The sequence below is a fragment of the Chitinophaga sp. CCNWYY40 genome, from assembly GCF_037483205.1.
Lineage (GTDB): Bacteria > Bacteroidota > Bacteroidia > Chitinophagales > Chitinophagaceae > Chitinophaga > Chitinophaga ginsengisegetis.
The window spans coordinates 891,431-916,830 of record NZ_JBBHLF010000002.1 but is presented as its reverse complement, the minus strand read 5'-3'; the positions used below and the strand labels follow the sequence as shown (position 1 = coordinate 916,830).

Genomic DNA, 25,400 nt, shown 5'->3' with positions numbered 1-25,400 from the left:
AAAACCTGCGATCATCGCGGGTTTTGTTGTTGTTAGTCACTACTTCCTGTATACTTCTCCCATACCTCTCGGATACTTCTCGGATACTTAGGACTCGTCTATGTGTCGTATTCCCCATACAGTCCCTATACACTCCCTATACTGTTCCTATACTGTTCCCATACACTCACCATACACTCACCATACACTTCCAATACACTCCCCATACACTATGAAAACTTTACACCGGCAAAATGCGGCAAAAGCGGCGGGTTTATTTTTCTGCATCTTCAGCAGTGATTAATTTCGTATTGTATTTCGAAATACAATGGATCTGGCCAGGAGGAAAGCTTAACTGGCATAGCAAAGGAGGGATGGTGCGGAGGGGGGAAGTGGCAGGCCGGGTAAGTTAACTACCCAAACCCTGCAAAAAAGCATTGAGATCATCTTCTTTGTCCAGTCCCAGCTTCTGTTTGATCCTGTAACGGCTCATTCTTACGCTTTTGGCTTCAATATTCATCAGCTGGGCAATTTGGCGGGTGTCCATTTTAAGATACAGGTAGGCGCAAAGCTTCAGGTCGAGCAGGGTGAGCTTTTTCTGTGCTTTGTCGTTGATCAGGTGAAAGAAATCGGGGTGTATCTGTTGGATCTGGACTTTTGCATGCTCAAAGTCGTTATCGATCACCATTTCTTCCTTCAGGATTTTCTGCATGTTTACGGAGTCGCCTTCCGTTAATTTGTCTTTGATATGCAGCAGCGTCTGGTGCTTATGTTCGAGGTGCAGCACATTGGCCATTACCTCTTTTTTGAGTTGCTGTTGCTGGGTTTCCAGGAGTTGCTGCTCGGCTCTGAGCCGAGCGTGTTCTTCTTTTTCCAGCTTTACCTGCATTTCAGACTCGTGTTTTTCCAGTTGCAGCTGCTTTTCCCGCTGCAGGGAATAACGTAACCTGAAGTGATAGGAGCGGAACATGAATATCAGTCCAAGCAGGGAGGCAAGCGCTATGCAGGCATATAAATAATTCTGCATGGTGCGGCTTTTCTCCCGTTCTTTCAGGATCTGCATTTCGTTGTTTTTCTTTTCCGTTTCGTATTGTATTTCCAGCTTTTGGGTATTGAGCGCCTGTTGCTGATTAAAATTTTTGTTGTTATATAGAGTGGCCTCTTTTTGAAACTCCAGCGCTTTCCGGTAATCCCCTTTTTGTTCATAAAGATTAGACAGTGCCTGCACCACATTGATTATAGTATAGTAAGAATGACCGTTAGCCGTTTTCATCACCTGGTAGGCTTCCAGCAGATAATTTTCTGCCTGTGCCTCGTTGCCTTCCCGCCGGGCATATTCGCTGAGGATGCCTAAGCTGCTGGCAACCACCTCTTCACTGTTGGGGGCATCTTTTAACACCGACCGGGCAATACCGGCATAGTGAACAGCTTGCGCTTTGGCCGCTGCATCCTCAGCAGGGAAGTATTTCAGATAGCAGTTGGCAATATTTATACAGGCAATGGCATAGGTGTTAGCGGCAACCCTGCCGGGGTACTGCCGGTAAAGCGCCTCCGGTTTACCCAGGTAGTACAGCACACTATCCAGCTCCTGCCGGTTTTGGGTAGCATTGAATTTATATTCATGGGCTACCGACAGGGCCGTATAACAATTGCTCAACAGGTTGTAATCATTTGTTTTGAGCGCATTGTTTGTGGCTTCCCGGGCATAGATCCCTACCTTTTCTTCATTGTTCCAGCCCGAATTAACAACGTAAAGCTGGTAATATATTTTGGCGGCAATATAGGGGTCAGGGATTTTCTCCAGTTGCCGGAGGCCCAGCTGGCAATACTTTACCACATCGTCCGACTTATCCAGCGTTTTATATAACAGCGCACGGGTATAATAAGCATATGCCATTGCCACGGGGTCGTTGGCCTGTTGCGCGCTGGTGAATACGGAATCAACAGTTTGTTTCAGATCGGCATATTGCTGCGTATTGAATTTGATGTTTGCCAGCATCGCATAAGCTTTAGTGGCCTCCCGGTAATTTTGATGCCGGAGGGAGAGAGCCACACTTTGCCTGGCCGTGGTCATGGCAAGGGAATAGTTTTTACTGGCCCGGTATATTTCAGCCAGCTGATTAAGTAAAGGCGGTTTCTCCTTTTCATTGAAAGCGGGGTTAGCGGTTACTGATTGTAAACTATCCGACAGCGGCATTTGTGCAAATGCAAAACATGACCACCCGCATATACAGATCAACAGACAAACAAAGGGTAGATATGGTAATGATTTCATGCGGTTAAATTACTATAAATCACTAATAGTCAGTATGAAAAGATCTTTAAAGTTATAAATATTTATATTTGTAAGATAATAATAGTAAGATGTTTGAAAATGTTGTAGTCATATTGTAGACGCTCTTTTCCCCCTGGGTAGTCGTTTTGTAGGCTACCTGAATGCCTGGTTAAGAAACATTCACCGCACATTTGCACAGGCAATAACGCCAACGAAAAAACCTTGAACCCATGAACAGCAAAACATTATCTATTTTGTCATATGTAACCCTGATCGGTTGGCTGATTGCTTACTTCTCCGGGAAAGAGAAATCAGACAGCCTGCTCAGATATCACCTGAGGCAGTCGTTAGGACTTGCCATTGTGAGTATCCTGCTCAATATTACCCTGACTATAATAGCGCACGTGGTGCCCTCTTTATCTTTCCTCGGCCTGATCGGGTATGTGATCCTTATATTCTGGATACTGGGAATTATCAATGCAGCGAACCAGGCAGAAAAACCTGTTCCGGTGTTTGGTAAAGTATTCGAGAACAAATTTTCATTTATCAATTAGCCAGGATCCGCAGATCTGTTATTATAATTATATAGCCATATCAGAAATTACCGCATGCAGCCGCTTCAATATTTTACCCGGGAAGGGAATGTATATACAAAGAAATCCCAGACAGCATTCTTTTGTTTGTTGGCCCTTTTATTATCTGGTCTGATCGTATTTATCCTATACAATAATCCAACCCGTGGGGGAATAGTGAGTAGCCTGTTAATAGGTGTATTTGCAGTTATCATCGCGCTGAGAGTTACCGGCAACTTAAAGATCGATGTAAATGCCCGCACCATTTCAGTACAACCTGTTTTCTTTATATCTCCAACGGAGTACCGGTTTGAGGACTTTCAGAATTTCCTCATTTCAAAACAGTCGTTTATCGTTACTGTAAACGCAACTGCCGCTATGATCATGGATAAAAATGGCAAACGGAAATCGGTGATGCTGCACCAGACTATGTTTCTTACAAAGCCGTTGCAGCAGGTTACAACAGAAATAGCCGGCATCATGGGCCTGGAGGAGGAAGACATCGCTTAAACCTGTAATGATGGCATCGTATAACCTGAAAGCTGTTGACGGGAAACTGAGTTTCCAACCTAACGGCGTATACAAAGGCAAAATTATTTCTTGTGTAATACTGGCGGCAGCAGCCTTCATTATTCCGCTGATATGGCCGCTTAATTACGAGGTATCCAGGTTTATAATGTGTATAGGCGTTATCTGTGGCTTTTACGCTGTGTACGACTTCCTGTTTAAAGTAAACCTCACGTATGTTTTTGATGAGCGTACCCGGGAGGTTTATCTGAAAGCACCGGGTTTGTATTCGAGGAAACTCATGTCATTTGAAGAAGTATATATTTTGCAGGAAACAACTAATAACGACCTGCAGTATGTTATTTCTAATAAAAAAGACAGGTTTGGCAGGAATTATGCTGTCAGCGACTATTTTCCGGATACAAAGAAAGGAAGAAAGCGACAGGAAGTATTTGAAACAGAAATACTGGATGCTATAAACGACATGCTATTTACGGTCAAAGCACCGAATATTTAAATCTTGCAGGATGGGATTACCTTTTATTGAAATCATTGAATCTGTAACACCGGATCCTAATGCGTTGATGTGGAAGTTTGCAGATGCAGATAAGGAAATTAAGGATGGTGCCGTACTCACCGTAAGGGAAAGTCAACATGCCCTTTTCCTCAACGAAGGGCAGCTGGCAGATGTATTTCCTGCCGGGAAGCACACCCTGAAAACCGAAAATATTCCCATACTCACAAGGCTCCGGGGTTGGAAATATGGTTTTGAAAGTCCCATTAAAGCAGACATCTATTTTTTCAACACCCATCAGTTTGTAAACCTCAAATGGGGTACCCCGGCGCCGGTGTTAATGAAGGATGCCACCTTTGGGCAGGTACGGGTAAGGGCTTTTGGTACGTATAATATCCGTATTACAGACGTATCAAAGTTCTTCAAAGAGTATGCAGGTACCTGGCCACGACTCAGCATCACAGAGCTGGAGTTACAGTTACGCGATTTTATAGCACCGAAGTTTGCCGAAGTACTTGCACTGGCGCAAATTTCCGTGGTAGATGCAGCAGGTAATATTTCCGGGTTAAACGAAAAAATACAACCTCTCCTTCAGCCATACTTCACTGACTTTGGCCTGGAAATTACCCGCTTCACCATTACCAGCATCACCCTGCCGGAAGAAGTCCTTAAACAATACGACAAAGTTACCGGTATGAACATGGTAACAGACATGAATAAGTTTTCGCAGTACAGCATCGCCAATGCGATGGACAAAGAACATTCCGATTTAGGAGATGGCGCCCGGCAGGCAGTAACAATGGGCCTCATCACCAATATGGTTACCCAGGGAGCCATGCAATCCAAACCCGCTCCCGCAGCAGATATCACGGAAAGACTCAAACAACTGAAGGCACTCTTCGATGCGCAGCTGATTACAGAACAGGAGTACGCTGCCAAGAAAGAAGAACTGCTGAAATTACTTTAACCCTCAACCCGCAGGATTATGGCAGAGGAAAAGAAACGGATACAAGCCTACCTGGAACAGCTCAAAAATAAGGTGGAGACCCAGGAAAATTATGGCGGCGAAATAACAAACGAAGAAGCCAGAATGGATATTCGTGATTGTCCCGAATGCGGCGCAGGACGGGCCTATCATAAAGGACTCACGGCCTGCGCCTACTGCGGTTTTGTATTCATGGATACAAAGCTGACGGATGGTGTGAATATCAGGAAGGAAAATAATTCATAAATCATGTTCAATTTATTCAATAAGAAAAATGAGAACCTTGCCCTGATCGAAGAGATGAGAACCAGGCAGGAGAGATGGTTTGTTTTCCTGGAGAAGCTGGAAGCCCGCATGGAGGAAATGAACACTGCTGCCGTACCTGAACTGCAGAAAGTTTTCCGCCAGGACACAGATCCTTATAAACGCGCGCACATCCATATGCTTTCGGGGCTGCTGGGACAAATTAACCAGATGCGGAATAAGGCGAACGAGGTAAAGGAAGAGAATATTGTTTGTTTTATGCAGGAAGCCGAAGCATCGCTCCCCTCCATTATTTCCGGTGCCGCGAGTGAGTATCGCAGGAAGCTGTATGCTTTCAGAATGGCCTGCCTGGACCGGCATAATGTTTTTGAAGACAAAATAAATCATGCCATTTCCCTGCTGCAGGGCGCTGCCGGGGAACAGGACCTGGAATCGGCATACCAGGAGGAACTGGCAGCATTTGAACGGATACGTGATAAGTTCAGTTGCAAACAGTGTGGCGGCAATATCACTATTCCCAGGATGTTTTTTATTGATACTTATATCACCTGCCCGTTCTGCCAGTCGCAGAATACTTTTAGTCCTTCTACAGGAGCGCGTATGGTATTGCACCAGGCCCGCAGCCTGGCAGAGCAGCGAACGGCTCATTTGCTCCGGAGCTATGAAGCCAGTAACCCGAAGAATCCGGACTTGTACCGTCACTACCTGCGTTGCATGTTTGATGAATGGAATAAGATAGTACCTGATATGGTAGTGGAGAATGAGAAATTTTACGAGCGCTTAATAAATGAATATAATATTAATCATCATCCTTAAATAGAAATTATATGTCTGGTAATCCATTATTAGAACCTATTCACGGCATTACATTAGAAGATTACGGCGCCGCCTGCGCGAGACTCGGCAGCGGTTTAAGTGAAGATGACGTAGCAAAGGCTTTGGGGGTTGAATTACCCGTTTGGCAGGAAGCCAACCTGCTGTGGCCTGAGCGGATGAAGCAGGACGCCACCTTTCACATTGTTACCCTCTTTGGCCAGTACTTTGGTCAGGCTGATCAGCACCCGAAGTTCAGCGGCTTAAAGGCCAGTGCTTCACCGGAGGGCGCGGGCAATATCGAAAAAATTAAACAGGATAAAGACTTCTACCAGGAGTTGGAAGTGGCCCGGCAGGTAGCCTACGATTATGGCCTGGACGGCGCGCAGTGGATCGTCGATAATTACGGTATTCCCATCGGGGATTTCCAGATTGCTGCGTCTTTATGGAATGACCAGATCCACCGGGATATCCAGGCTGACTATGCCGGGTATAATCAACGGCAGGCAGCCTACCAGGCAAAGTATCAGCAGTTGTTTGCTGAAAAGCAGGGTGGAAACGTAGCAGATGATATCGAGTTTTAAAGATATTTTTTTGTAACACTCCAAATAAAAAGAAAGGCTGTATCCAATGTGATACAGCCTTTTCTCATTTGGGCACCTGATCGGAACATACATTTCTTTAGTAGTTCAACGACAGCACCCGCTGGGCCAAGCCCTTTCCGGTGAGGCTGCCGGTTTCACTGTCGAAGTCGTAATGAATACCGCCATATACTCTTGAAATGGAGGCTTCATTGATCATATCAGTGAAGCTGTTGAAGGAACGTGGGGAGAATCCTTCCGGCACTTTTTGTTTATCCGTAAACACGAATCCGTTGCCAAAGCGTGCTGCCAGGATGTTGCCTGCTGCGCTGGTAAAAGTAGCATGACCGGACGTGTACGACGGGAAAGGAGGCGTGCCTATCAGCGGCGACCAACTGCTGTCGATATGCGAGCGGATATACGTAACAGGGCGAAGCAGGTTATACTGGTATTTATATTTCCAGCAAAGGATGCCTGCATCGTTCAATCCTATTCCTACCTGTGCAAACAGTGTAGCCGCCTGGCCGAGGCTCAGGTGTTGTTCCGTAACCAGTTGCGTGGTGAGTGCAATCAGGTGGCCGGGAGGTGTGAAGGTACCGCCGCCATCTGCCCAGTAACGGGCAATGAGGGTTTCTTCCGGTGTAAGTGTTTTCCCTTTCTGGTAAACAAAGTAGGCCGCTTTGTAGAAGGTGCTGAAAGTATCTGTTGAAAAAGCAGGATGCGGGATCACTGCTGAATCAGCTGCCGTAGGCTTAACCATCGGGCGGTTCTTTCCCCAGTAAGGTAACATGGCGCGCTGGAAAAGTGGCGGTGTGGGTACCCAGTAAGCTGGTCCTACCGGCGGCGTATAGTCGGTAGGGAAGTTGTTCAGATAGCCGTCTTTTCCTCCGTCTGAAGCAGACCATTGGTAAATAGCAGTGGCGATTAATTTGCCAAAACTGATGGAACGGGTCGCCACTTCGGGGGAACAGCTGTCCGTATACGCCTGGAGATTGTCGCTTTCCAGCTGGTTGATCAGGCTGAGGTTCTCAACACTGGCATTGGCGAAAAGGCTTTTAATAATCTGCGCCATCGCACTGTTGGCAGCTATGGCCCAGTTATAGCGCTTCCATCTTTCCGGTGCGGGAAGACGGCCAAGCCCGTTGAGCTGTCCGCCCAGTGAAGGCGCTCCGTTCATGCCACCCAATACTGCCTCGCGGAGTGCAACGCCGGTATAGGCTATAGCCCTGGCTGCCACGGGTGGACTAAACCCCGGCGTTTCTTTTATCAGCTTCAGCTCCAGCGCATACCAGGAAACAGGGACGGCCACCTCTCCACCGGATACCAGCGTGCCGGCTAACATATTTTTTGATGCATCAGGAACAGACTGAAGAAGCGTGTCATTCTTTTTACATGCCACTATACTGACAAGGAGAAAAAGTCCCGCACAACGGGATAACAAACAATAAGATTTCATTTTTTCTTTCTTTTTAAGGTTAACATAAAGTGGTTAGATACAAACAATTCCGGCGTTTCCCATCGGGCAGGGAAATCAGCGTATTCGGATTTACCCGGCTAAAGTAGCAGATCACAACGCAGCCAATTAGCGTAGTGCGTGCTTTTTTTAATTGAATAAAAGTTTAAATTGTAAATGATCCGTGAACACCCCGGATCCGCGCATGGAAATCTATCTTAATAAAAGAAATTTTTATCAGCGCATAACATCCCTAAAACAAATTATAACATGAATGCTGAATCACTAATCAGCTATGGAGGGCTACTCATCGTATTCCTTTCGGTATTCGGACAAACAGGATTGTTTTTCTGCTTCTTCCTGCCCAGCGGTGGCCTGATGTTTACCGCTGGCGTACTAACGGCCAACGGGAATTTCAATTATAATATACTGGTGGTTTGCGCGCTGTGCGCCGTTGCAGCCATTGCCGGTAATGTAACCGGGTATTGGATTGGCCGGAAAACCGGTCATCTGCTGAAGAATAAGAAAGACTCCGGGATCTTCCGCCGGCAGTACCTCGTATCAGCAGAAGCATTCTATAAAAAATATGGCGCCACCGCGCTAACGGCAGGTATATTTCTTCCACTCATCCGCACCTTTGCACCTATTGTGGCAGGAATGATCGGACTTGATTTCCGCCGCTTCCTGTTGTTTGTTACCATTGGTTCCATCGCATACGGATTCAGCTTTGTGCTGGCTGGTTATCTCATTGGCAGCATGCCTTTCCTGAAACCTTATCTTAAATATTTTATCATTGTTATCATCGTTACAGTCACCATCCCTGTAGTGATACGTATCGTGAAGGAATTCCGGAAATCATCTTCCTAACTGTATATTTTTGCTATTGTATTTTTATATTTCTCCGTGACTACCTTCCTTTTCAGGCTGAGCTTTGGCGTCATTTCCCCGCCGGCAATACTCCATTCCGTGGTAAGCAGTTCAAACTTCTTAATTTGTTCCACATGATTAAAGTGCTGGTTGTAATTGTTCACTACCTCCTGGTACATGTCCAGTACCTTCGGTATTTTAACGGCATCTTCATTGGTGGTGTAAGGAATATTCTGCTGGTTCATCCAGTACTTCAGGTAGGTAAAAGCAGGAACAATTAATGCGCCTGTAAATTTCTCCCCTTCACCTACTACCATGATCTGTTCAATAAAAGGACTTTCCTTGAATTTATTTTCAATGGGCTGAGGGGCCACATATTTTCCTCCGCTGGTTTTAAACAGCTCTTTCTTACGGTCTGTTATTTTCAAAAATTTATCATCTACCCATGATCCGACGTCCCCGGTGTGCAACCAGCCATCAATAACGGTTTCGGCGGTGAGGTCCGGTCTTTTATAATACCCCATCATTACCGATGGACCCTTTACACAGATCTCGCCATCTTCTGCCAGCTTTACTTCAATACCGTTAATGGGCGGACCTACGGTACCAAACTTCATATCGCCGGGTGTTTTCCGGTTCACACAAATAACCGGACTGTTTTCGGTAGGCCCGTATCCTTCGTACACAGGGATCTGCGCGGCGTTAAAAATACGCAGTAGTTTTTCCTGGCAGGCAGCGCCACCGGTTACTATAAACCGGATCTTATTACCGAGCGCCTGCCGCCATTTACTGAATATTAATTTATTGGCAATGGCCAGCTGCAGGTTGTACCACGCGCCTCCGCTGATATTGTTATCATACTTTCCAGCCAGGGATACTGCCCAGAAAAACAGTTTACGTTTGACACCTGTTAGTTCGCTGCCGGTAGCCATTATTTTTTCAAATACTTTTTCCAGCAGACGGGGAACGGTGGTAAAGCCATCCGGACTAATCTCTTTCAGGTTGGCGCTGAGTGTATCCATGCTTTCGGCATAGTAAATACTGATACCGCTATACAGGTAGATATAAGTTACGCACTTCTCAAAAATGTGATTCAGTGGTAAAAAACTCAATACCTTACTGGGTTGCGGAGAATCTTCAAACGGAAAACTTTCTTTGGACAATAAAACATTCGACACAATATTATGGTGCGACAGCATTACGCCTTTGGGCGTGCCGGTAGTACCGGAAGTATAAATAATGGTGGCCAGGTGATGAGGATCGATGCCCGCTTTGATGCTTTCCACCTGCTCCAGCAAGGCCGGAGTGGCCTGCGCCGGAATCGTGGACCAGTGCGTTGTGTCGGGTATTTCATCAAAGGTATAGATATGTTGTAAAGAAGGAACCCCTTCCCGGATACTGTTTACTTTATCGAGCAATTCCTTACTGCTCACAAACATATATTTTACCGCGGCATCTTTCAGGATAAACTGCAGCTCGGCGGGGTTGGTAGTAGGGTAGATGGGCACCAGCACAGCGCCTGTTTGCTGCACGGCCAGATCCGTGAATACCCATTCCGGGCGGTTGTTGCTGATAATAGCAATTTTATCGGCGCCTTCGGGCGTAAAGTCGTTCCCGCCAACACCCAGTTGCAGCAGTCCTGCACTGAAACGATTTACAATTTCAACAACACTGGCGGTGTCATAGGTTTTCCATTGTCCGTTGATCTTAGCCGCAAGCATATCAGGTTTAGGGAATTGGGCCAACTGCCAGGCGACAGCATCAAAAAGTCTTCTCTTGGAAATATTGTTCATACGTGAAAATTAAGGAGTATACTTTACCGTTAAGATAAATATACTAAAAAATCAGTATGATTTCAGGACCGGCTGAAGAAGTTAGGGCACCATTACGCCCTTATACTTTATAAAAGCAATCAATAATAAATGAAGGAGATGGCATTTTATGTCGCCTCCTTTATTATCAGGTGTAAAACGGACAATTAAAAAAACAGCTTTCTTACTGATATTTTTATGTTATTCCTTTATGGTATTTGAATGATATTTGATTGATTGATAAAAAATATTTACATTTCGGGTACATCCAAAATTTTAGCCAACCCAATTGATACCAAGATCAGTTTTGCCGTAAAAGATCCACGCATGCCTGCAAGAAAAGACGTTTGTTTTGAGGAAGCTGCTTTATGGAAGCGATTTAAAGGTGGCGATAAAGCTGCTTTTACGCTGATTTACCGCGAATATACCAGGTACCTGTTTGAATACGGTTTCAGGTTTTGTACGGACCGGGAGAAGTTGAAAGACATGATCCATGATCTTTTTATAGAGATGTGGAACAGCAGGGATACCATCAGCGACGAAGTGGCCATACGGTTTTATTTATGCCGCAGCCTGAAGTATAAACTCATCAGGGCCAATTATCAATACAGAACTGCTTCCGGCAGGCAGGATAAATTCCTTCACCAATATAACCAGGTAGAATCTACCGTAGAAGAAAGGATCATTGATGCAGAAATCAGTGATTCACGCAGTATCCTGCTCGATAATGCGATCCGGAAGTTATCGCGGCGGCAGCAGGAAATTATCACCCTCCGCTTTTATATGGGCTTTACCAATGCCCAGATTGCAGAACTGATGCACATGAAGTACCAGTCTGTGAGCAATCTCCTTTATAACGCCCTGGGGCGCATCAAAGAAACGCTGGAAACCACTCCGTTTGCCCGGCGCCTGCTGGAAACCTTTTATCTCTTTCTCTGACATCCTGTTTCCGCTATGGTAGGGCATTTCCGCCTAAGTTAAAAAAACTTTAAATTTTTTGAGTATAAAATGAGCGTCTTTGTCATTTATGGTAAAGGGGCAGTTAATTGTCTCAAAAAAAACAGCTGCATGAAGCATTTTGGAGAGGATACCTGGGAATTTATCCGGGACGATAGCTTTGTTCAATGGGTGTTACGCCCCGATGCGGTTAATACCGCCCGGTGGGAGCAGTGGATGGCAGCGCATCCCGAACGGGTCGCTGATCTCGAAAAGGCCCGCAGTATGGTGCTGGCATTGGGCAACGTACCACAACCCGCAGTAGACGAATCGCTGCTGCAGGAAGTATACGCCGCCCTCGACGAACATATCGCGGAAGAACGCCCCGCTACGGAATGGGCGCCGGCACGCATAAGAAGGATTTCGCGTTACAGGTGGTGGGGGGCAGCGGCCGCAGTGCTGGCAGGTATTACCCTGTTATCCATCTACCTGAAAAAAGACAACAAAACACCGGTAGCCGCGAAGCTGGACAGCCACATGGAAAATGAGCAGCTTACCCGCATCAACACTACTAATGCCAATCAAATCGCCTGGCTCACAGATGGTTCCACCGTAGTGCTGAACGCAGGTGCCTCTATCCGCCACGATGCCTTTTTATTACAACCAAAAAGAGAAGTATTCCTGAAAGGTGATGCGTTTTTTGATATCGCCAAAGACGCTGCCAGGCCATTCTTTGTATATACGCCTGAAGTGGGGATCAAAGTGCTGGGAACGAGTTTCCGGGTAACAACAGAAAACGGGAGTTTAACGGTGACCGTAAAAACCGGTAAAATAGCCGTGTACAACCTCGCCGATAAAGACCAGCGCAGCTATGTGGTTACACCAAATCATAAGATCCGTTTTAATACCCGTACCTCGGCATTTGTGGCCGATTCGCTGAATACCAGCGATGTGGCAGCATTGCTGCCTGCCGTGGAGCCACCGCCTTTTGTATTTGACAATACCGCCGTAACAGACATCTTCCAGGCAATGGAAGCGGCCTACAGTATAAAAATTAATGCAAGCGAGGAAGTGTTTGGGAAGTGCATGATCACCACTACCATCACCAATGAATCATTTGAGAATAAACTGAAAATCATTTGTGCAGCTATCAATGCCAGCTATAAAATCAGCGGGGGCCAGGTATATATTACCGGGAAGCCCTGTAGTTAAAAGTATTGTTCACTTGTAATTCCGCTAAAATGATCCCTGAGTTCACTTGACTATCAACCAAAAAAAAGTGGCGATGCACTAACACCGCCACCTTGTAATTTTTTCCTGTAACGTCTGGACAACTGCCACAGGAAAGGATTTGTCGTACTAACGTTTTCATTAATCACAACAAAACACTTGAAGTTATGCACAAAATTGCAAACTCCAACCGGACTGTCATATTTTTTATGAGGGTTACTCTTCTGCAAATAGGTTTTCTGCTCAGCCTGATCACCTGCACATTCGCCCGGGATGTGCACGCACAGGAAGTATTGAGCAAAAAGGTGTCATTGAACATGCCGCCCACCGACCTGCGTAATATCCTCAGGGCAATTACGGAGAAAACTGCCGTAAACTTCACCTACAATAACAGCACATTACCCGTTAAACAACGGGTTGCGGTAAAGGCCAGCGATGAGCAGCTGGGCGAAGTGTTACACCGTCTGCTCAGTCCATTGCACATCACTTTTGAAGTGATCAATGAACAGATTGTGCTGAAGAAAGAAGCCCCTATGAACATTGAGGGGTTTAACGTGCTGTTTCAAAAGATCAGTGGTATCGTAAAATCCAACGACGGCAGCCCGTTGCCAGGTGTGAATGTAATGGTGGCCGGTACCAACAGGGGTACCGTTACCAACGTGGAAGGGCATTTTGAGCTGGACGCAAAGGAAGGGGATGTCCTTGTATTTTCTTCAATTGGTTTTGCCCAGCAACGTGTAACTGTAGGCGCCAACCCGGTACTGAATATCGTGATGACTACCTCCGCCACCTCGCTGGATGCGGTAGCCGTAACCGCATTGGGTATCAAAAGAAGTGTAAGAACATTGGGTTATTCACAGGAAGAAGTAAAAGGAGGAGAAGTAGCTAAATCCAATGCGCCCAATATTGTGAATGCATTGGCAGGAAAAATGGCAGGCGTGAATGTAACCAGTCCGAATGGTGTGGACGGTGGTACCACCCGCATCGTTATTGGCGGTAACAACACTATCCAGGGCGATAACCAGCCCCTGATCATTGTGGATGGTATGCCTATGGCCAACGACCTTGCGCAGCCTTACGATGTGCGTAATGCACCTACCGGTAGCGCCATGTACGCCGGCAACAGCGCAAACGCTGCCAGTACCAGTTCTCCGAAAGATTTCGGTAGCCCTATCAACATGATCAATCCCGAAGATATTGAAACCATCAGCGTGCTGAAAGGCCCCACCGCCGCTGCTTTGTATGGTGGTAAAGGCGCCAACGGCGTAATCCTGATCACCACTAAGAAAGGCGCAAAACGCAACGGTTTGGGTGTGGACTATACCTATGGCTATAAAAATATTGACCCATACCGTTTCCTCCAGTTGCAGAATGAATATGGCGCGGGTGGCATGGTATCGTTAGATCCGCCGCAATATTTAACAGATGCCAACGGCAATCCTAAGTTAACGGAAAACTGGAACGGCATGTTTGTGGATCCAAAAACAGGTTCCGGTCCTTTTGGCGTAAATACCTGGAACCAGGTGGGATGGGCCGGTTCAGGTCTTTCCTGGGGTCCGAAAATGGATGGCAAAATGGTCACCTGGTGGGATGGTTCCCAACAGGCAGATGTACCGCAACCCGATAATACAAAACTGCTGTTCCGTAATGGCACACAGTCAACACATAACGTATCCCTTTCCGGCGGTAACGAATGGGGATCTATCCGGGCATCCTATTCCCGCCTGGATAATGAAGCCGTATTGCCAAACAGTGATTACTACCGCAATACCTTCAACCTCGGCGCCAACATGAAGCTCACAAAAAGAGTAAATGTGCAGGTTACTACTTCCTACATCGTTAATCAATATCATAACCCTCCGCAACTGGGTAACGACGATGCCAATTCCTGGATGAAGCGCCTGGTATACAATGCCGGCAGGAACTACCGCGGCGAAGATATCGGCATCTATAAAAATGAAGATGGTTCACAGAACACCCTTTCCGGTTTTCCGTGGGTGGGAAATGGCGGCTATACCGTGTGGAATATCTTTGAAAATAATACGGTTCAGAACAGGCGTAAATTACTGGCCGGCGTACAGCTGAATTATGAAGCCACCGATTTCCTGGATTTTGTTTTCCGCGGAGGACTGGATAATAACACCAATGAGCTGACCATTAAAAACAAACCTACCGATGTTATTGGCATCACCAAAGGATATTATGGTCATGGTACAGAGCAGGACAACGCTTCCAACATGGATTTCATCGGAACGCTGCATAAAGAAAACCTGCTGAACGGTGTGCTCAACGCAAAGTTCTCACTGGGTGGAACCATTTACCAGCGCGACATGTACGGCATGTTTAATTACAACGATAACTGGGCGATCCCGAATGTATATTCGCTGAACACAGGTACTTATCTCGGTAACCCGCACCCGGTAACAGAAAGCCAGCTGCGTAAACGCATGAATTCTGTATACAGTTTCATTAACCTGTCGTACAAGAATTATCTTTACCTGGATGTAACTGGTCGTAACGACTGGTCATCCGCCTTGCCTAAAGGTCAGTGGTCTTACTTCTTCCCGTCTTTTGCAGGTAGCTTTGTATTTTCTGATCTGCTGAAGACAGATCCGGCTATCCTCAGCTTTGGTAAAATAAGGGTAGCGTGGGCGCAGGCAGCAGTAGATCCTGCTCCTTACCAGGTTAACTATAATTATTCCAGCTTAACATTCGCAGGCCAGGCGGCTAACCTGCTGCCAAGCTCGCTGCCGGCGAAAGACTTTAAACCAGCCATTAACACCACCGCTGATTTCGGCGTTGTGTTAGGCTTTCTCCATAACCGTTTGAATGCTGATTTCAGGTATTATAAAGGAAAGTCCAGGAACCAGATCCTCAGCTCTCCACTGCCTATAAGCTCCGGGGTAAGCACCATTGTGGTGAATACCGGTGTGCTTGAAAATTCAGGTATGGAACTGATCCTGCGTGCTAAAGTAATTGACCGGAAAGAATTTGGATGGGATGTATCCCTTAACCTGGCGCACAGCAACAATAAATTGTTGTCGTTGTCTGATGGAACTGACCGTGTAGATATGGCGAGCGCCTGGAACGATGGCGGCGGACACGGCCCGGTTATTTCAGCAAGAGTGGGCGACCAGTTTGGCACCATTTACGGCCATGATTATATCTACGATCCAAAAACCGGCCTGCCACTGATGGTACAGAATCCTTTCGGCAATACAGCCATGAATGGTACCCTGTACCAGGCTACCGATGGATTGGTGCCTTTGGGCAACGCCACGCCTAAATTAACCGGTGGTATCACCAATACCTTTACATTCAAAGGCGGCATTTCTGTAAGCACGCTCATTGATGCAAAAATCGGCGGCGACATCTGGTCCGGTACCTATGCAACCATCATGCAACAGGGCCAGGCGCCGGAAACACTGAAAGAAAGGAATGGCGGCGGGCTGCCATACACTACGCCTAATGGCACACAAACCAACTGGGGCGTGATATTACCCGGTGTGTTCCCCGATGGAAAAGTGAATGATAACGTAGTGCATTACTATTATAAATACATGCCTTACGGCGTATGGAGCAGTACCGATCTGGGCTCCGGCGTGAAAGGAAGCGACTGGATCAACAGGGGCGCTGTGCTGGAAAATACCTGGGTGAAGATGAGAGAGATTGCTGTTAACTACCAGGTGCCACAGAGCTTTGTGAGAAAAACAAAAGTATTCCAGGCCGCATCGCTGTCGCTCGTAGGAAGGGATCTCTTTTACCTCTACACTTCATTGCCCGATCATATCAACCCGGAAGGTGTAAACGGTGCAGGCAATGCCCAGGGGCTGGAGTTTATGTCTATGCCGAGCTTCCGCTCTTTAGGTTTCCAGGTAAGGGTTTCTTTTTAAAGGAACAGATCTACTCACCGATTAAAATGTGTAAAACATGAAGAACACAAAGAAAATATTCCTTTATATAGCCGGTGCATCCATCATGCTTGGAGCCTGTACCAAAGATTTCCAGGATATCAACACTACGCCGGGATTACCTACCGTTTCTACCATACCGCCCATGATAAACGGGGTAATCAGCACCCTGTTCCTGAAAGGGCAGGAGCAGGCGGCCATTCATAACGAATACTACTACCCGGTTACGCAGCTGGCTACTATCAGTGGTAGCTCCGGTTACCTGGTGCAGAATGGTGCGCTGGACATCTGGAATGATTACTATGGTACGCTGCAGAATCTGAACCAGATCCAGGATAAGATTAATGCTTATGCAGGAGATAAAGCGGAAATGGATAATATCCAGTCCATCACCTACATTTTACGTGCGTATAAAACCTTGCGTATCACCGATCAGTTCGGGGATATTCCTTATTCAGAGGCAGGGCTTGCGTATACTTATAACACCGCTAATTACCGTCCAAAGTACGATTCACAGGAAAGTATCTATAAAAGCCTGCTGGAACAACTGAAATGGGCGTCACAGCATCTTACCACTGCTGCCACTACACCGGGTGGAAAAGCTTACCAGTCGCTGGGTACTTCTGAAACATTATTTGCCAATAACATCAGCATGTGGCAGAAGTTTGGCAATTCCCTGCTGCTGCGTTATGCCATGCAGATAGTAGAAAAGGATGCGGCTACCGCCACGCCTTACCTGCAATACGCCCTGAGTGGTATTCCGCTGATCGGCGAAGGAGAAGACGCCGGCATGTGGCCTGGCAAACTTGGTGGCTATGTACTCAACGACAGCCGCTTCTGGTCTTTTACCTCGCATAAATTTGTACGCTTAAGCACTACCTGCTGGAACCTGATGGCGGATGGTACAAGCACGGCACAGATCTTTGATCCGCGGGCAGTGTTGTTCTTTGAAACCAACCAGGCAGGTGCCTGGGCGCCGCTTCAGCCGGGCAGCACCGCCAGCGATAATACCAATCCTTACCAGGATAAAAGGGATGGTGATTTCACCAACAAAGACAACTGCAAATTTTCTCCCTTTAATTATTATATAGTAAGAGATATTTATTATCAGCCTGAATTGTTTCTGACAGCTGCCGAAGTACATTTCCTGAAAGCAGAAGCATATGCACGCGGCCTCGGCGTAGCGAAGAACATGGTTACCGCAGGTACGGAGTACACCGCAGGTATTACTTCTGCCGTAAACTTCTGGTACTTTATTGCGCACAATACCAATGTTACCAATGATGCCTGGTCAAGTGTAGCACCTGCAAGTCCTACGCCGGTACAGATGGCGGCATTCCTGGCTAATCCGAAAGTAGCCTTTACCGGCACCGACGCACAGAAGCTGGATAAGATCTATGCACAGGAATGGTTATCATTTTTCCGTCAGCCCTGGCTCGCTTATAACTTATGGAGAAGAACCGGCCGCACGCCGCGTGATGGCAACCCGGCTACTTATGTGAACTTTAACAGGCTGCAATACCCGGAACAGGAATCGATCAACAATACTGTAAATTATCAGACACAATCCGGCCAGATGGGCGGTAACTCCAATACCGTAAAAGTTTGGTGGATGAAATAAGACTGTGAATTTAGATGAATGATAACAGCCCCGGGGAATTCTTTTCCCCGGGGCTTCTTCATATTATCCCTTCCAGGAAAATATTAATTCGCAATTAAATTTTCCTACATTAGCGGGGGGCAGTACATATGCATGCGCAGCTATATAACGATAAAGAACTATTCCAGCTGATTTCGGAAGGCGATGAAACCGCTTTCCGCATGCTCTTTCGCCGGTATGTTCCGGAGCTGCGGCCGCTAATATTACATCTGACCAAAACCGGTTCCGTAACAGATGATATTGTCCAGGAAACATTTTTGCGGTTATGGATCAGCCGCGACAAGCTCCCGGAAATAGAAAATCCCCGTTCCTGGCTGCTGCGGATCGTTTTTCACCTGTCGTTTTCCTATCTCCGTAAACAGGTGGTTCATCACAAGGCCATAGATGCCATTACATCAGACTATACTGCGGATGCGCCGGCCAGTTCCACGGAAGAAACAATGGTATACAACGCCATGATGAAACAGGTAAGCGCAGCGGTAGCGCAACTGCCTCCACAGGCAAAGCGGATCTATCTCTTAAGCCGCGAAAAGGGGCTTAAAATACCGGAGATCGCCGGGGAGCTGTCCATTTCCCCCAACACCGTTAAGAACTCCCTGGTAAGGTCGCTGCAGTTTATCCGGAAGCAGCTGGAGCTGTCGGGCCACCTTTTTCCCGCCGTGGTGGTGTGGTTGCTGACCCGTTAAAAAATTTTTTCTTTTCCATAGGTCCTAAATATTTACCTGCGCGTCTGTATGTATAGTACCACGTTTTAAGGAAGCGACCACGTTCACTGATTAACAATCAAAAACGATCATAAATTGTCGATACAAGACCGTTTAGCATACCTCCTGCAGCAGGCTGTAAGCCATACTGCTACTGCCGATGAGCTCCAGGAATTGTCGGACCTGATCCAGGCTGATGATACCGGACATACCGCCCAACTGGCGGAGATGCTGCTGCGAAAGGAACTTCCCGGCGAAGCAGCGGATTACGACGAAGCTTACTGGAACCAGGTGGCCGCCAATATACTGGCCGCCGACCGCACCGTGGAAAGGGTAGTACCTGTGCGTCCATCATACCGGCGCGCATGGCTGGCAGCGGCCGTTGTATCCGGCGTGTTGCTGTTGGCAGGCGGCGTGTACCGGTTGATGCAAAAGCCGGCTCCCGCACCATTGGCAACGGTTACACCCAAACCGGCCAACGATGTGGCGCCCGGTAGCAACAAAGCGGTGCTTATACTGGCAGATGGCACCCAGGTACCGCTGGATAGCGCCATCAACGGCACACTGGCGCAACAGGGCAATACAAAAATTTCCCGGCAGGGCGCAGGGCAGCTCACCTACACCTATAACGGGGCATCACATGATGCTTTGACCATGCAATATAATACGCTGCGCACCCCGCGTGGCGGCCAGTTCCAGGTAACGCTGCCGGACGGCACCCACGTATGGCTGAATGCCGAGAGCACTTTAAAATATCCCGTTTCCTTTAACGGGCGCAACAGGCAGGTGGAGCTGAACGGGGAAGCCTATTTTGAAGTAGCCGCCAATGCACACCAACCTTTCCGGGTAATGGTGCCCACCCGTACTGATAATGGAAAGGACAGCCTCGAAATCGCCGTGCTGGGCACTCATTTCAACGTGATGGCATACGACAATGAACAGCAGATTAAAACCACGCTACTGGAAGGCGCCGTACGCGTAAGCAGCAATGGCAACAGTAAACGCCTGCAGCCGGGCGAAGGTATTGCGCTGAATAAAAGCAACAGCATCTTATCTGCCCCCGCAAATGTGAATACAGAAGAAGCAGTGGCCTGGAAAAATGGATTTATCCAGCTGGAAGGCAACGACATCGCTTCGGCCATGCGTTTGATAGCACGCTGGTATGATGTGGAGGTAATATACAAAGCGCCCGTGTCTGCCCACTTCAGGGGTATCATCCCCCGGAATGTGCCGGTATCGCAGGTGTTGAAAATGATGGAACTAACCGGTGAAGTACATTTTGAAATAAAGGGAAAACAACTGATTGTATCGCCCTGAATCCTTTTTCCACGTTACAAAAAACATTGACGTTATGAGTCCTTAATGTTTATTCCATTACCAGTTTTTGAAGTGCCCAAAAAAACCGGGAGCGTTCGCTGCGCCCCCGGTAAGATCCGGGCCTGTAATTAAAATCGCTTTCGACAATTATCATTATCAACCCAAACTACACAAATGTATGCAATTGACGCTTTTTTCCCAAAGCGGGCAACCAAGCCCTGCGTGGGTCAAAAAATTTCCACGATTATCAGTAAAAACGTTCCTGATTATGAAATTAACGGTGCTTTTGATGACCATTACCCTACTGGAGGTACATGCAGCCGGGTATTCACAAACAGTTACCTTATCGCAACGTAACATATCCCTGGACAAGGCCTTTAAAGAGATCAGAAAGCAAACCGGCTATACTTTTTTGTATACCGATGAACAACTGCTTCACATCAGCAAAATTAGCCTGCAACTGAAAGACGCTTCCCTGCAGGAAGCGCTGGACGCCTGTTTCCTGGATCAGCCACTCACTTATACGATCACAGATAAGGTGATTGTTATTAAACGGAAAGGCGCGCCGGTGACACCCGCAAATGCACCGCCAGACAAGGAAGTGAAAGGGCGTATCACCAACGCAAAAGGAGAACCCCTGCCCGGCGTAACGGTGCAGGTAAAAGGTACCAGCAGAGGCGTGGTAACAAATGAAAACGGCGAGTACACCATCACCGTACCAACCGAAAATGCAATACTGATTGTTTCATCCATTGGTTATAATAAAGAGGAAGTACCGGTAGGCGCCAAAAGCGAGCTGCCGGTTATACTCCAGTCCAGCGCTTCCAGTATGAATGAACTGGTAGTAGTAGGTTATGGAGAACAAAAAAGAGGAACACTCACCAATGCTATCACCACGGTAACCGCGGCATCGTTTAAAGACCAGCCCGTAAATCGCCTGGACCAGGTGTTACAGGGCAGGGCAGCAGGTGTACAGGTAACCAATGCGGCCGGTTCTCCCGGCGGTGCTGTGAGAATCCGTATCCGCGGCGCCAACTCCATTACCAGCAACAATGGCCCCATATACGTAGTGGACGGTTTTGTAGGAGCTGAATTTTTTGCGATCAACCCGGATGATATTGAATCTATCCAGGTGTTGAAAGATGCATCTGCCACCGCTATTTATGGTAGCCGTGGTTCCAACGGTGTTATTATTGTTACCACGAAGAAAGGCAGCAAAGGCGCTTTAAAAGTGAATCTTACCAGCCGTTTTTCTTCTTCCACCGTTATTAAAAAACTGGACCTGCTGAATGCCGGTGATTTTGCGGAAACTGCCAACGCACACGCTACGGCGGTAGGCACCACGAAACCATTTACAGACGAACAGGTAGCAGGCTACCGCGCTAATGGCGGTACCAACTGGCAGGATGAAATTTTCAGAGCTGCACCCAGCCAGGAATATTTATTGAGCCTCGCCGGCGGCAACGACAAATCCGGTTATTTTATTTCCGGCAACTACCTGAACCAGGATGGTGTGATCAATAACTCTTCTTACAAACGTTATACGGTAAGATCTAACATCAACTCGCGTCTTTCAGACCGGGTGTCTGCCACGCTTAACATCACCGGTTCCTACAGCACCGCGCAGAATGTAGATATCCCTGCCGATGGCCCAAGCAGCCCGCTGGCGCAGGCCATCACCTGGTCGCCCACCGCGCCGGTAAGAAGAGCCGACGGTACCTACACACCCAAGGATTCGGTGGGTTCGCTCTTTCCTAACCCGGTGGCATTAACTGTTGACCGCCTCGCGGTAACTGATAGAATGCTGGCTAACATGATAGGAGGTTTCCGCTTTGAAATCCTGCCAGGGTTGAGCTACCACCTGCAGTATGGTGTGAACTACCTGGGATACGAGAACAAAAGTTTCGGCGGAAAGATGACCAACTCTGGCAATGCAACCAGCAGTATCCGGTCCAACAAGGAGATCACACTGCAGAATACAAATACCTTAAACTACCGCAGGTTATTTAATGAGGTACATAGTCTTGATATAACCGCGGTAATGGAATATCAGCAGTCTACTTATAATTATGTATCTGCCGGCGCCTCCAATCTTACTTACGAAAATTTCCAGTGGTATAACCTCTCACAGGGTACTGCGGGAGGCCCGTCTTCCGGCTATTCCAAATGGGCCTTGTTTTCTCTCGTAGGTCGTGTTAACTATGGTTATAAAGATAAATACCTTGTTTCCGCCGCGCTGCGTCGTGATGGTTCTTCCAAGTTCCGTGGAGATAACAGGTTCGCCTATTTCCCTTCCGTGTCTGCGGGTTGGGTGATTTCAAATGAACCATTTATGCAGGAAGTACCGGCGCTCAGCACCGTGAAACTGCGTGGCAGCTGGGGACTTACGGGTAACCAGGGCGTAAATCCTTACGTTACTTATTCGGCCTATTCCAACAGGGTGGCATCTTTTACCAACTCCACTTTCCTGACCGGTATCGTCATGGGTAATATTGGTAATCCCGATCTGAAGTGGGAAACTACTGAGCAAAAAAATGTGGGTCTGGACGTTGGATTTTTAAACAACAGGATTAACCTGACGGCAGACTACTTTATAAAAGATACACGCGACCTGCTGCTGAACGAAACGTTGCCGCTTTACCTGGGTAATAACACCATTACCCGCAATGTTGGTACCGTGCAGAATAAAGGTTGGGAATTATCCGTGGAAGCTGCTGTAATTGATAAAAGCGCCGTAAACTGGAATAGCTCCGTGAATGTTTCTTTTATCAAAAATAAGGTATTATATATCGGCGCTGGTAAGACCATGATCTTTGATCCCAATACCCGCAAAATTGGCGGTGGTATGTCGCAGCAACCCGAATTTGTTGTAATGCCGGGACAGCCGCTGGGCGCTATCTGGGGCCTCACTTACCTGGGCACCTGGAAACCGGGCGATGCAAAGGCCGCGGATTTTGGCGCTAAACCAGGCGATTCAAAGTATCTCGATATCAACAGCGACGGAAAAATAGATGCCAACGACTATGGCGTGATTGGTACAGGTATTCCGAAAACTTCCATCGGCTGGAATAACACCGTTACTTACAAAGCATTTACATTGAACCTGTTTTTCCAGGGCCTCTTCGGGTTTGAAAAACTGAACTATAATAACGCTGCAGCCATGTACTATGGCGGAGATGCGCGGGAAGCCACACTGGCTGAAATTAAAGACAGGTATATTCCCGGCGTGAACGAAACATCAGATATCCCTGCATTCAGTTCCACGAACAGGAACTTCACACAAAGTACCCGCTTCCTGGAAAAAGCAGATTTCCTGCGTCTTAAAAATGTAAGCCTGTCTTACGATATACCAAAATCAAAACTGAAAAATGCCCTTGGTATCAAAGTGTTTGTGAACGCTACTAACCTGTTCACCATCACCAATTACAGCGGTATAGATCCTGAAGCCAATTCTGCTGACGGTGATATCCGCCAGGGAATAGATTTCGGTTCTTATCCAAATGCAAAAACAATTACCGGAGGCGTTACGCTCAGTTTTTAAAAATAACGTACATGACTAAACGATTCCACATGAAAAAGATATTTCTCGCAGCCACGTTGTTATTTGCCGCGGGTTGCAGCAAGGAGCTTACAGAAAGCCCGAGAGGTTTGGTAGGAGGAGCGGAGGCATTAAGCAGCCAGGCAGGACTTGAATCAGCGCTTACCGGCGCCTATGGCAGCTTAATGGTGCCGTGGACCAGCGGTTTCACCAGCGTATCACAGATCGCTATGACGATGGGCGCCGACGATCTCACCACACATCCCGGTTCCAATAAAGAAGAGTTCCGCGAATTTGACCGCTTCAATGTTACCTCGCTGAACGGCAGGATGACACCCATCTGGCTGGGCTGTTATAAAACGATCCAGTCTACCACCAATATCATCAACAACTACACACGGGTAACGGATGGCGATGCCACTAAAACACAAGCAATTGTGGGAGAGGCCAGCTTCCTGCGGGCTTTGTGTTATTACTGGCTTACCCGCTTTTGGGGAGAAGTACCCATCATTCCCACTGAAATTTATTCTCCCGAACTTCTTACCCTCAAGAAAAGTAAACCTGCGGATGTTTATAAATTGATAGAAGAAGACCTGGCCAGGGCAGAACAATGGGTGCCCAACAAAAAACGTGATCCGGGAAGACCTAACAAAGGCTCCGTGAAAGCATTGCTGGCAGATGTATACCTTACAGAAGCAGGATGGCCGCTGAAAGATCAGTCGAAATACGCACTGGCAGCCGCTAAAGCAAAAGAGGTAATAGACAATAAAGCAGCCTATACTTTCGACCTTTACCAGGGAGGTTTTTTAAAGATCTTCGCAGGTGGTACAACGGAAGATGTGTTCACGCTTTTCACCCGCGGGCAATGGTCTACCTACAATTCATTTTACGGTCTTTCTACCATGCCGGAAAATGAAGGCGGCTGGAGCGATTTCTTTCCGGAGCTGAAGTTCTTCAACAACTTCCCGGCAGGCAAACGAAAAGATGATACCTTTTCTACACAGTTTGTAGTGAACGGCACCACCATTCCCTGGCAGCAAACTACTACCAAACATCCTTACTATAAAAAATTCACGATCCAGCAGGACGGGGATAAGGCTGTATACATGTCAAACAATCCTGTAATCATGATCCGTTATGCACATGTATTGCTGATCTACGCCGAGGCGCAGGCCCGCTCTGCCGGTACGCCCAACAGCGAGGCATATGCAGCCATCAATGCTGTGCGTGACAGGGCCGGATTGGCGCCATTGGCTGCAAACCTGTCGGGCGCTGATTTTGCTGCTGCGGTGGTGAATGAAAGAGCCTGGGAATTTGCAGGTGAATGGAGCCGCTGGTTTGATCTTGTGCGACTGGACCAGGTAGCTGCAGCCAACGCCGGTAAAGATCCCGGTGATCTGCAGCCTGCCGGAGCCATCACCCAGGCAAATTACTGGTTGCCTATACCCGGTGTAGATGCATTAGTAAACCCGAATTTATAATA

The 25,400-nt window shown here is 47.3% G+C and carries 19 protein-coding genes; 16 read left to right on the top strand and 3 right to left on the bottom strand.

Annotated features, from left to right (window positions below; translation table 11 throughout):
• Positions 1-388 precede the first annotated feature (388 nt).
• Positions 389-2,254, bottom strand: a complete 1,866-nt coding sequence (locus V7S65_RS09475; RefSeq protein WP_336388440.1) for a transcriptional regulator — start codon at positions 2,252-2,254, stop codon at positions 389-391.
• A 230-nt stretch (positions 2,255-2,484) separates the two neighbouring features.
• On the opposite strand from V7S65_RS09475, the gene V7S65_RS09470 reads away from it, so the two are divergent.
• The 7 genes from V7S65_RS09470 (at position 2,485) to V7S65_RS09440 (ending at position 6,493) form a co-directional block, all read left to right on the top strand.
• Positions 2,485-2,808, top strand: a complete 324-nt coding sequence (locus V7S65_RS09470) for an import component protein (protein WP_079472067.1) — start codon at positions 2,485-2,487, stop codon at positions 2,806-2,808.
• Between the two features lie 195 nt (positions 2,809-3,003).
• Positions 3,004-3,336 (top strand): hypothetical protein, encoded by a 333-nt coding sequence (locus tag V7S65_RS09465; protein ID WP_336388441.1) that lies wholly within the window; start codon positions 3,004-3,006, stop codon positions 3,334-3,336.
• A gap of 10 nt (positions 3,337-3,346) precedes the next feature.
• Entirely contained in the window at positions 3,347-3,850 is a 504-nt protein-coding gene (locus tag V7S65_RS09460; RefSeq protein ID WP_079472065.1) for a hypothetical protein, read from the top strand.
• A gap of 10 nt (positions 3,851-3,860) precedes the next feature.
• A complete protein-coding gene (locus tag V7S65_RS09455; protein WP_336388442.1) occupies positions 3,861-4,814 on the top strand; it encodes an SPFH domain-containing protein in 954 nt (317 codons plus the stop codon).
• 18 nt (positions 4,815-4,832) lie between these two features.
• Positions 4,833-5,078: a hypothetical protein gene (locus V7S65_RS09450; RefSeq protein ID WP_079472063.1), complete on the top strand. Its 246-nt coding sequence runs from the start codon at positions 4,833-4,835 to the stop codon at positions 5,076-5,078.
• Between the two features lie 3 nt (positions 5,079-5,081).
• Entirely contained in the window at positions 5,082-5,912 is an 831-nt protein-coding gene (locus V7S65_RS09445; RefSeq protein WP_336388443.1) for a hypothetical protein, read from the top strand.
• Between the two features lie 11 nt (positions 5,913-5,923).
• On the top strand, positions 5,924-6,493 hold the full coding sequence (locus V7S65_RS09440) for a DUF6620 family protein (RefSeq protein WP_079472061.1): 570 nt from the start codon (positions 5,924-5,926) through the stop codon (positions 6,491-6,493).
• 97 nt (positions 6,494-6,590) lie between these two features.
• On the opposite strand, the gene V7S65_RS09435 is transcribed toward V7S65_RS09440, so the two are convergent.
• Positions 6,591-7,832 (bottom strand): vanadium-dependent haloperoxidase, encoded by a 1,242-nt coding sequence (locus V7S65_RS09435; protein WP_336388444.1) that lies wholly within the window; start codon positions 7,830-7,832, stop codon positions 6,591-6,593.
• Positions 7,833-8,213: 381 nt separating this feature from the next.
• Between V7S65_RS09435 and V7S65_RS09430 the strand changes: the two genes are divergently transcribed.
• Positions 8,214-8,810 carry a DedA family protein gene (locus tag V7S65_RS09430; RefSeq protein ID WP_079472059.1) on the top strand — a complete coding sequence of 199 codons (597 nt, stop codon included), beginning with the start codon at positions 8,214-8,216 and terminating at the stop codon, positions 8,808-8,810.
• Here V7S65_RS09430 and V7S65_RS09425 read toward each other — a convergent pair.
• A complete protein-coding gene (locus tag V7S65_RS09425; RefSeq protein ID WP_336388445.1) occupies positions 8,807-10,603 on the bottom strand; it encodes an AMP-dependent synthetase/ligase in 1,797 nt (598 codons plus the stop codon). The two genes, V7S65_RS09430 and V7S65_RS09425, sit on opposite strands and share 4 nt — an antisense overlap.
• Before the next feature lie 345 nt (positions 10,604-10,948).
• On the opposite strand from V7S65_RS09425, the gene V7S65_RS09420 reads away from it, so the two are divergent.
• The 8 genes from V7S65_RS09420 to V7S65_RS09385 all read left to right on the top strand — a co-directional run bounded on the left by V7S65_RS09420 (position 10,949) and on the right by V7S65_RS09385 (position 25,398).
• Positions 10,949-11,560, top strand: a complete 612-nt coding sequence (locus V7S65_RS09420; RefSeq protein ID WP_133256191.1) for an RNA polymerase sigma factor — start codon at positions 10,949-10,951, stop codon at positions 11,558-11,560.
• A 129-nt stretch (positions 11,561-11,689) separates the two neighbouring features.
• Positions 11,690-12,769 (top strand): FecR family protein, encoded by a 1,080-nt coding sequence (locus tag V7S65_RS09415; RefSeq protein WP_336388446.1) that lies wholly within the window; start codon positions 11,690-11,692, stop codon positions 12,767-12,769.
• Positions 12,770-12,954: 185 nt separating this feature from the next.
• Positions 12,955-16,680 carry a SusC/RagA family TonB-linked outer membrane protein gene (locus tag V7S65_RS09410; protein WP_336388447.1) on the top strand — a complete coding sequence of 1,242 codons (3,726 nt, stop codon included), beginning with the start codon at positions 12,955-12,957 and terminating at the stop codon, positions 16,678-16,680.
• 37 nt (positions 16,681-16,717) lie between these two features.
• Positions 16,718-18,319 carry a SusD/RagB family nutrient-binding outer membrane lipoprotein gene (locus V7S65_RS09405; protein ID WP_336388448.1) on the top strand — a complete coding sequence of 534 codons (1,602 nt, stop codon included), beginning with the start codon at positions 16,718-16,720 and terminating at the stop codon, positions 18,317-18,319.
• A gap of 128 nt (positions 18,320-18,447) precedes the next feature.
• Entirely contained in the window at positions 18,448-19,044 is a 597-nt protein-coding gene (locus tag V7S65_RS09400; RefSeq protein ID WP_336388449.1) for an RNA polymerase sigma factor, read from the top strand.
• Positions 19,045-19,158: 114 nt separating this feature from the next.
• Positions 19,159-20,379 (top strand): FecR family protein, encoded by a 1,221-nt coding sequence (locus tag V7S65_RS09395; protein ID WP_336388450.1) that lies wholly within the window; start codon positions 19,159-19,161, stop codon positions 20,377-20,379.
• 268 nt (positions 20,380-20,647) lie between these two features.
• Positions 20,648-23,920 (top strand): TonB-dependent receptor, encoded by a 3,273-nt coding sequence (locus V7S65_RS09390; protein ID WP_336388451.1) that lies wholly within the window; start codon positions 20,648-20,650, stop codon positions 23,918-23,920.
• A 29-nt stretch (positions 23,921-23,949) separates the two neighbouring features.
• The gene (locus V7S65_RS09385) at positions 23,950-25,398 is read left to right on the top strand and encodes a RagB/SusD family nutrient uptake outer membrane protein (protein ID WP_336388452.1); all 1,449 of its coding nucleotides are present in this window, start codon (positions 23,950-23,952) and stop codon (positions 25,396-25,398) included.
• Positions 25,399-25,400 lie beyond the last annotated feature (2 nt).

Bases quoted from the DNA above. Each gene is read 5' to 3' on its own strand.
- V7S65_RS09475 (WP_336388440.1), bottom strand. From the start codon at position 2,254: ATGAAATCATTACCATATCTACCCTTTGTTTGTCTGTTGATCTGTATA.
- V7S65_RS09470 (WP_079472067.1), top strand. From the start codon at position 2,485: ATGAACAGCAAAACATTATCTATTTTGTCATATGTAACCCTGATCGGT.
- V7S65_RS09460 (WP_079472065.1), top strand. From the start codon at position 3,347: ATGGCATCGTATAACCTGAAAGCTGTTGACGGGAAACTGAGTTTCCAA.
- V7S65_RS09455 (WP_336388442.1), top strand. From the start codon at position 3,861: ATGGGATTACCTTTTATTGAAATCATTGAATCTGTAACACCGGATCCT.
- V7S65_RS09450 (WP_079472063.1), top strand. From the start codon at position 4,833: ATGGCAGAGGAAAAGAAACGGATACAAGCCTACCTGGAACAGCTCAAA.
- V7S65_RS09445 (WP_336388443.1), top strand. From the start codon at position 5,082: ATGTTCAATTTATTCAATAAGAAAAATGAGAACCTTGCCCTGATCGAA.
- V7S65_RS09440 (WP_079472061.1), top strand. From the start codon at position 5,924: ATGTCTGGTAATCCATTATTAGAACCTATTCACGGCATTACATTAGAA.
- V7S65_RS09435 (WP_336388444.1), bottom strand. From the start codon at position 7,832: ATGTTAGCCGGCACGCTGGTATCCGGTGGAGAGGTGGCCGTCCCTGTT.
- V7S65_RS09430 (WP_079472059.1), top strand. From the start codon at position 8,214: ATGAATGCTGAATCACTAATCAGCTATGGAGGGCTACTCATCGTATTC.
- V7S65_RS09425 (WP_336388445.1), bottom strand. From the start codon at position 10,603: ATGAACAATATTTCCAAGAGAAGACTTTTTGATGCTGTCGCCTGGCAG.
- V7S65_RS09420 (WP_133256191.1), top strand. From the start codon at position 10,949: ATGCCTGCAAGAAAAGACGTTTGTTTTGAGGAAGCTGCTTTATGGAAG.
- V7S65_RS09415 (WP_336388446.1), top strand. From the start codon at position 11,690: ATGAAGCATTTTGGAGAGGATACCTGGGAATTTATCCGGGACGATAGC.
- V7S65_RS09410 (WP_336388447.1), top strand. From the start codon at position 12,955: ATGCACAAAATTGCAAACTCCAACCGGACTGTCATATTTTTTATGAGG.
- V7S65_RS09405 (WP_336388448.1), top strand. From the start codon at position 16,718: ATGAAGAACACAAAGAAAATATTCCTTTATATAGCCGGTGCATCCATC.
- V7S65_RS09400 (WP_336388449.1), top strand. From the start codon at position 18,448: ATGCATGCGCAGCTATATAACGATAAAGAACTATTCCAGCTGATTTCG.
- V7S65_RS09390 (WP_336388451.1), top strand. From the start codon at position 20,648: ATGAAATTAACGGTGCTTTTGATGACCATTACCCTACTGGAGGTACAT.
- V7S65_RS09385 (WP_336388452.1), top strand. From the start codon at position 23,950: ATGAAAAAGATATTTCTCGCAGCCACGTTGTTATTTGCCGCGGGTTGC.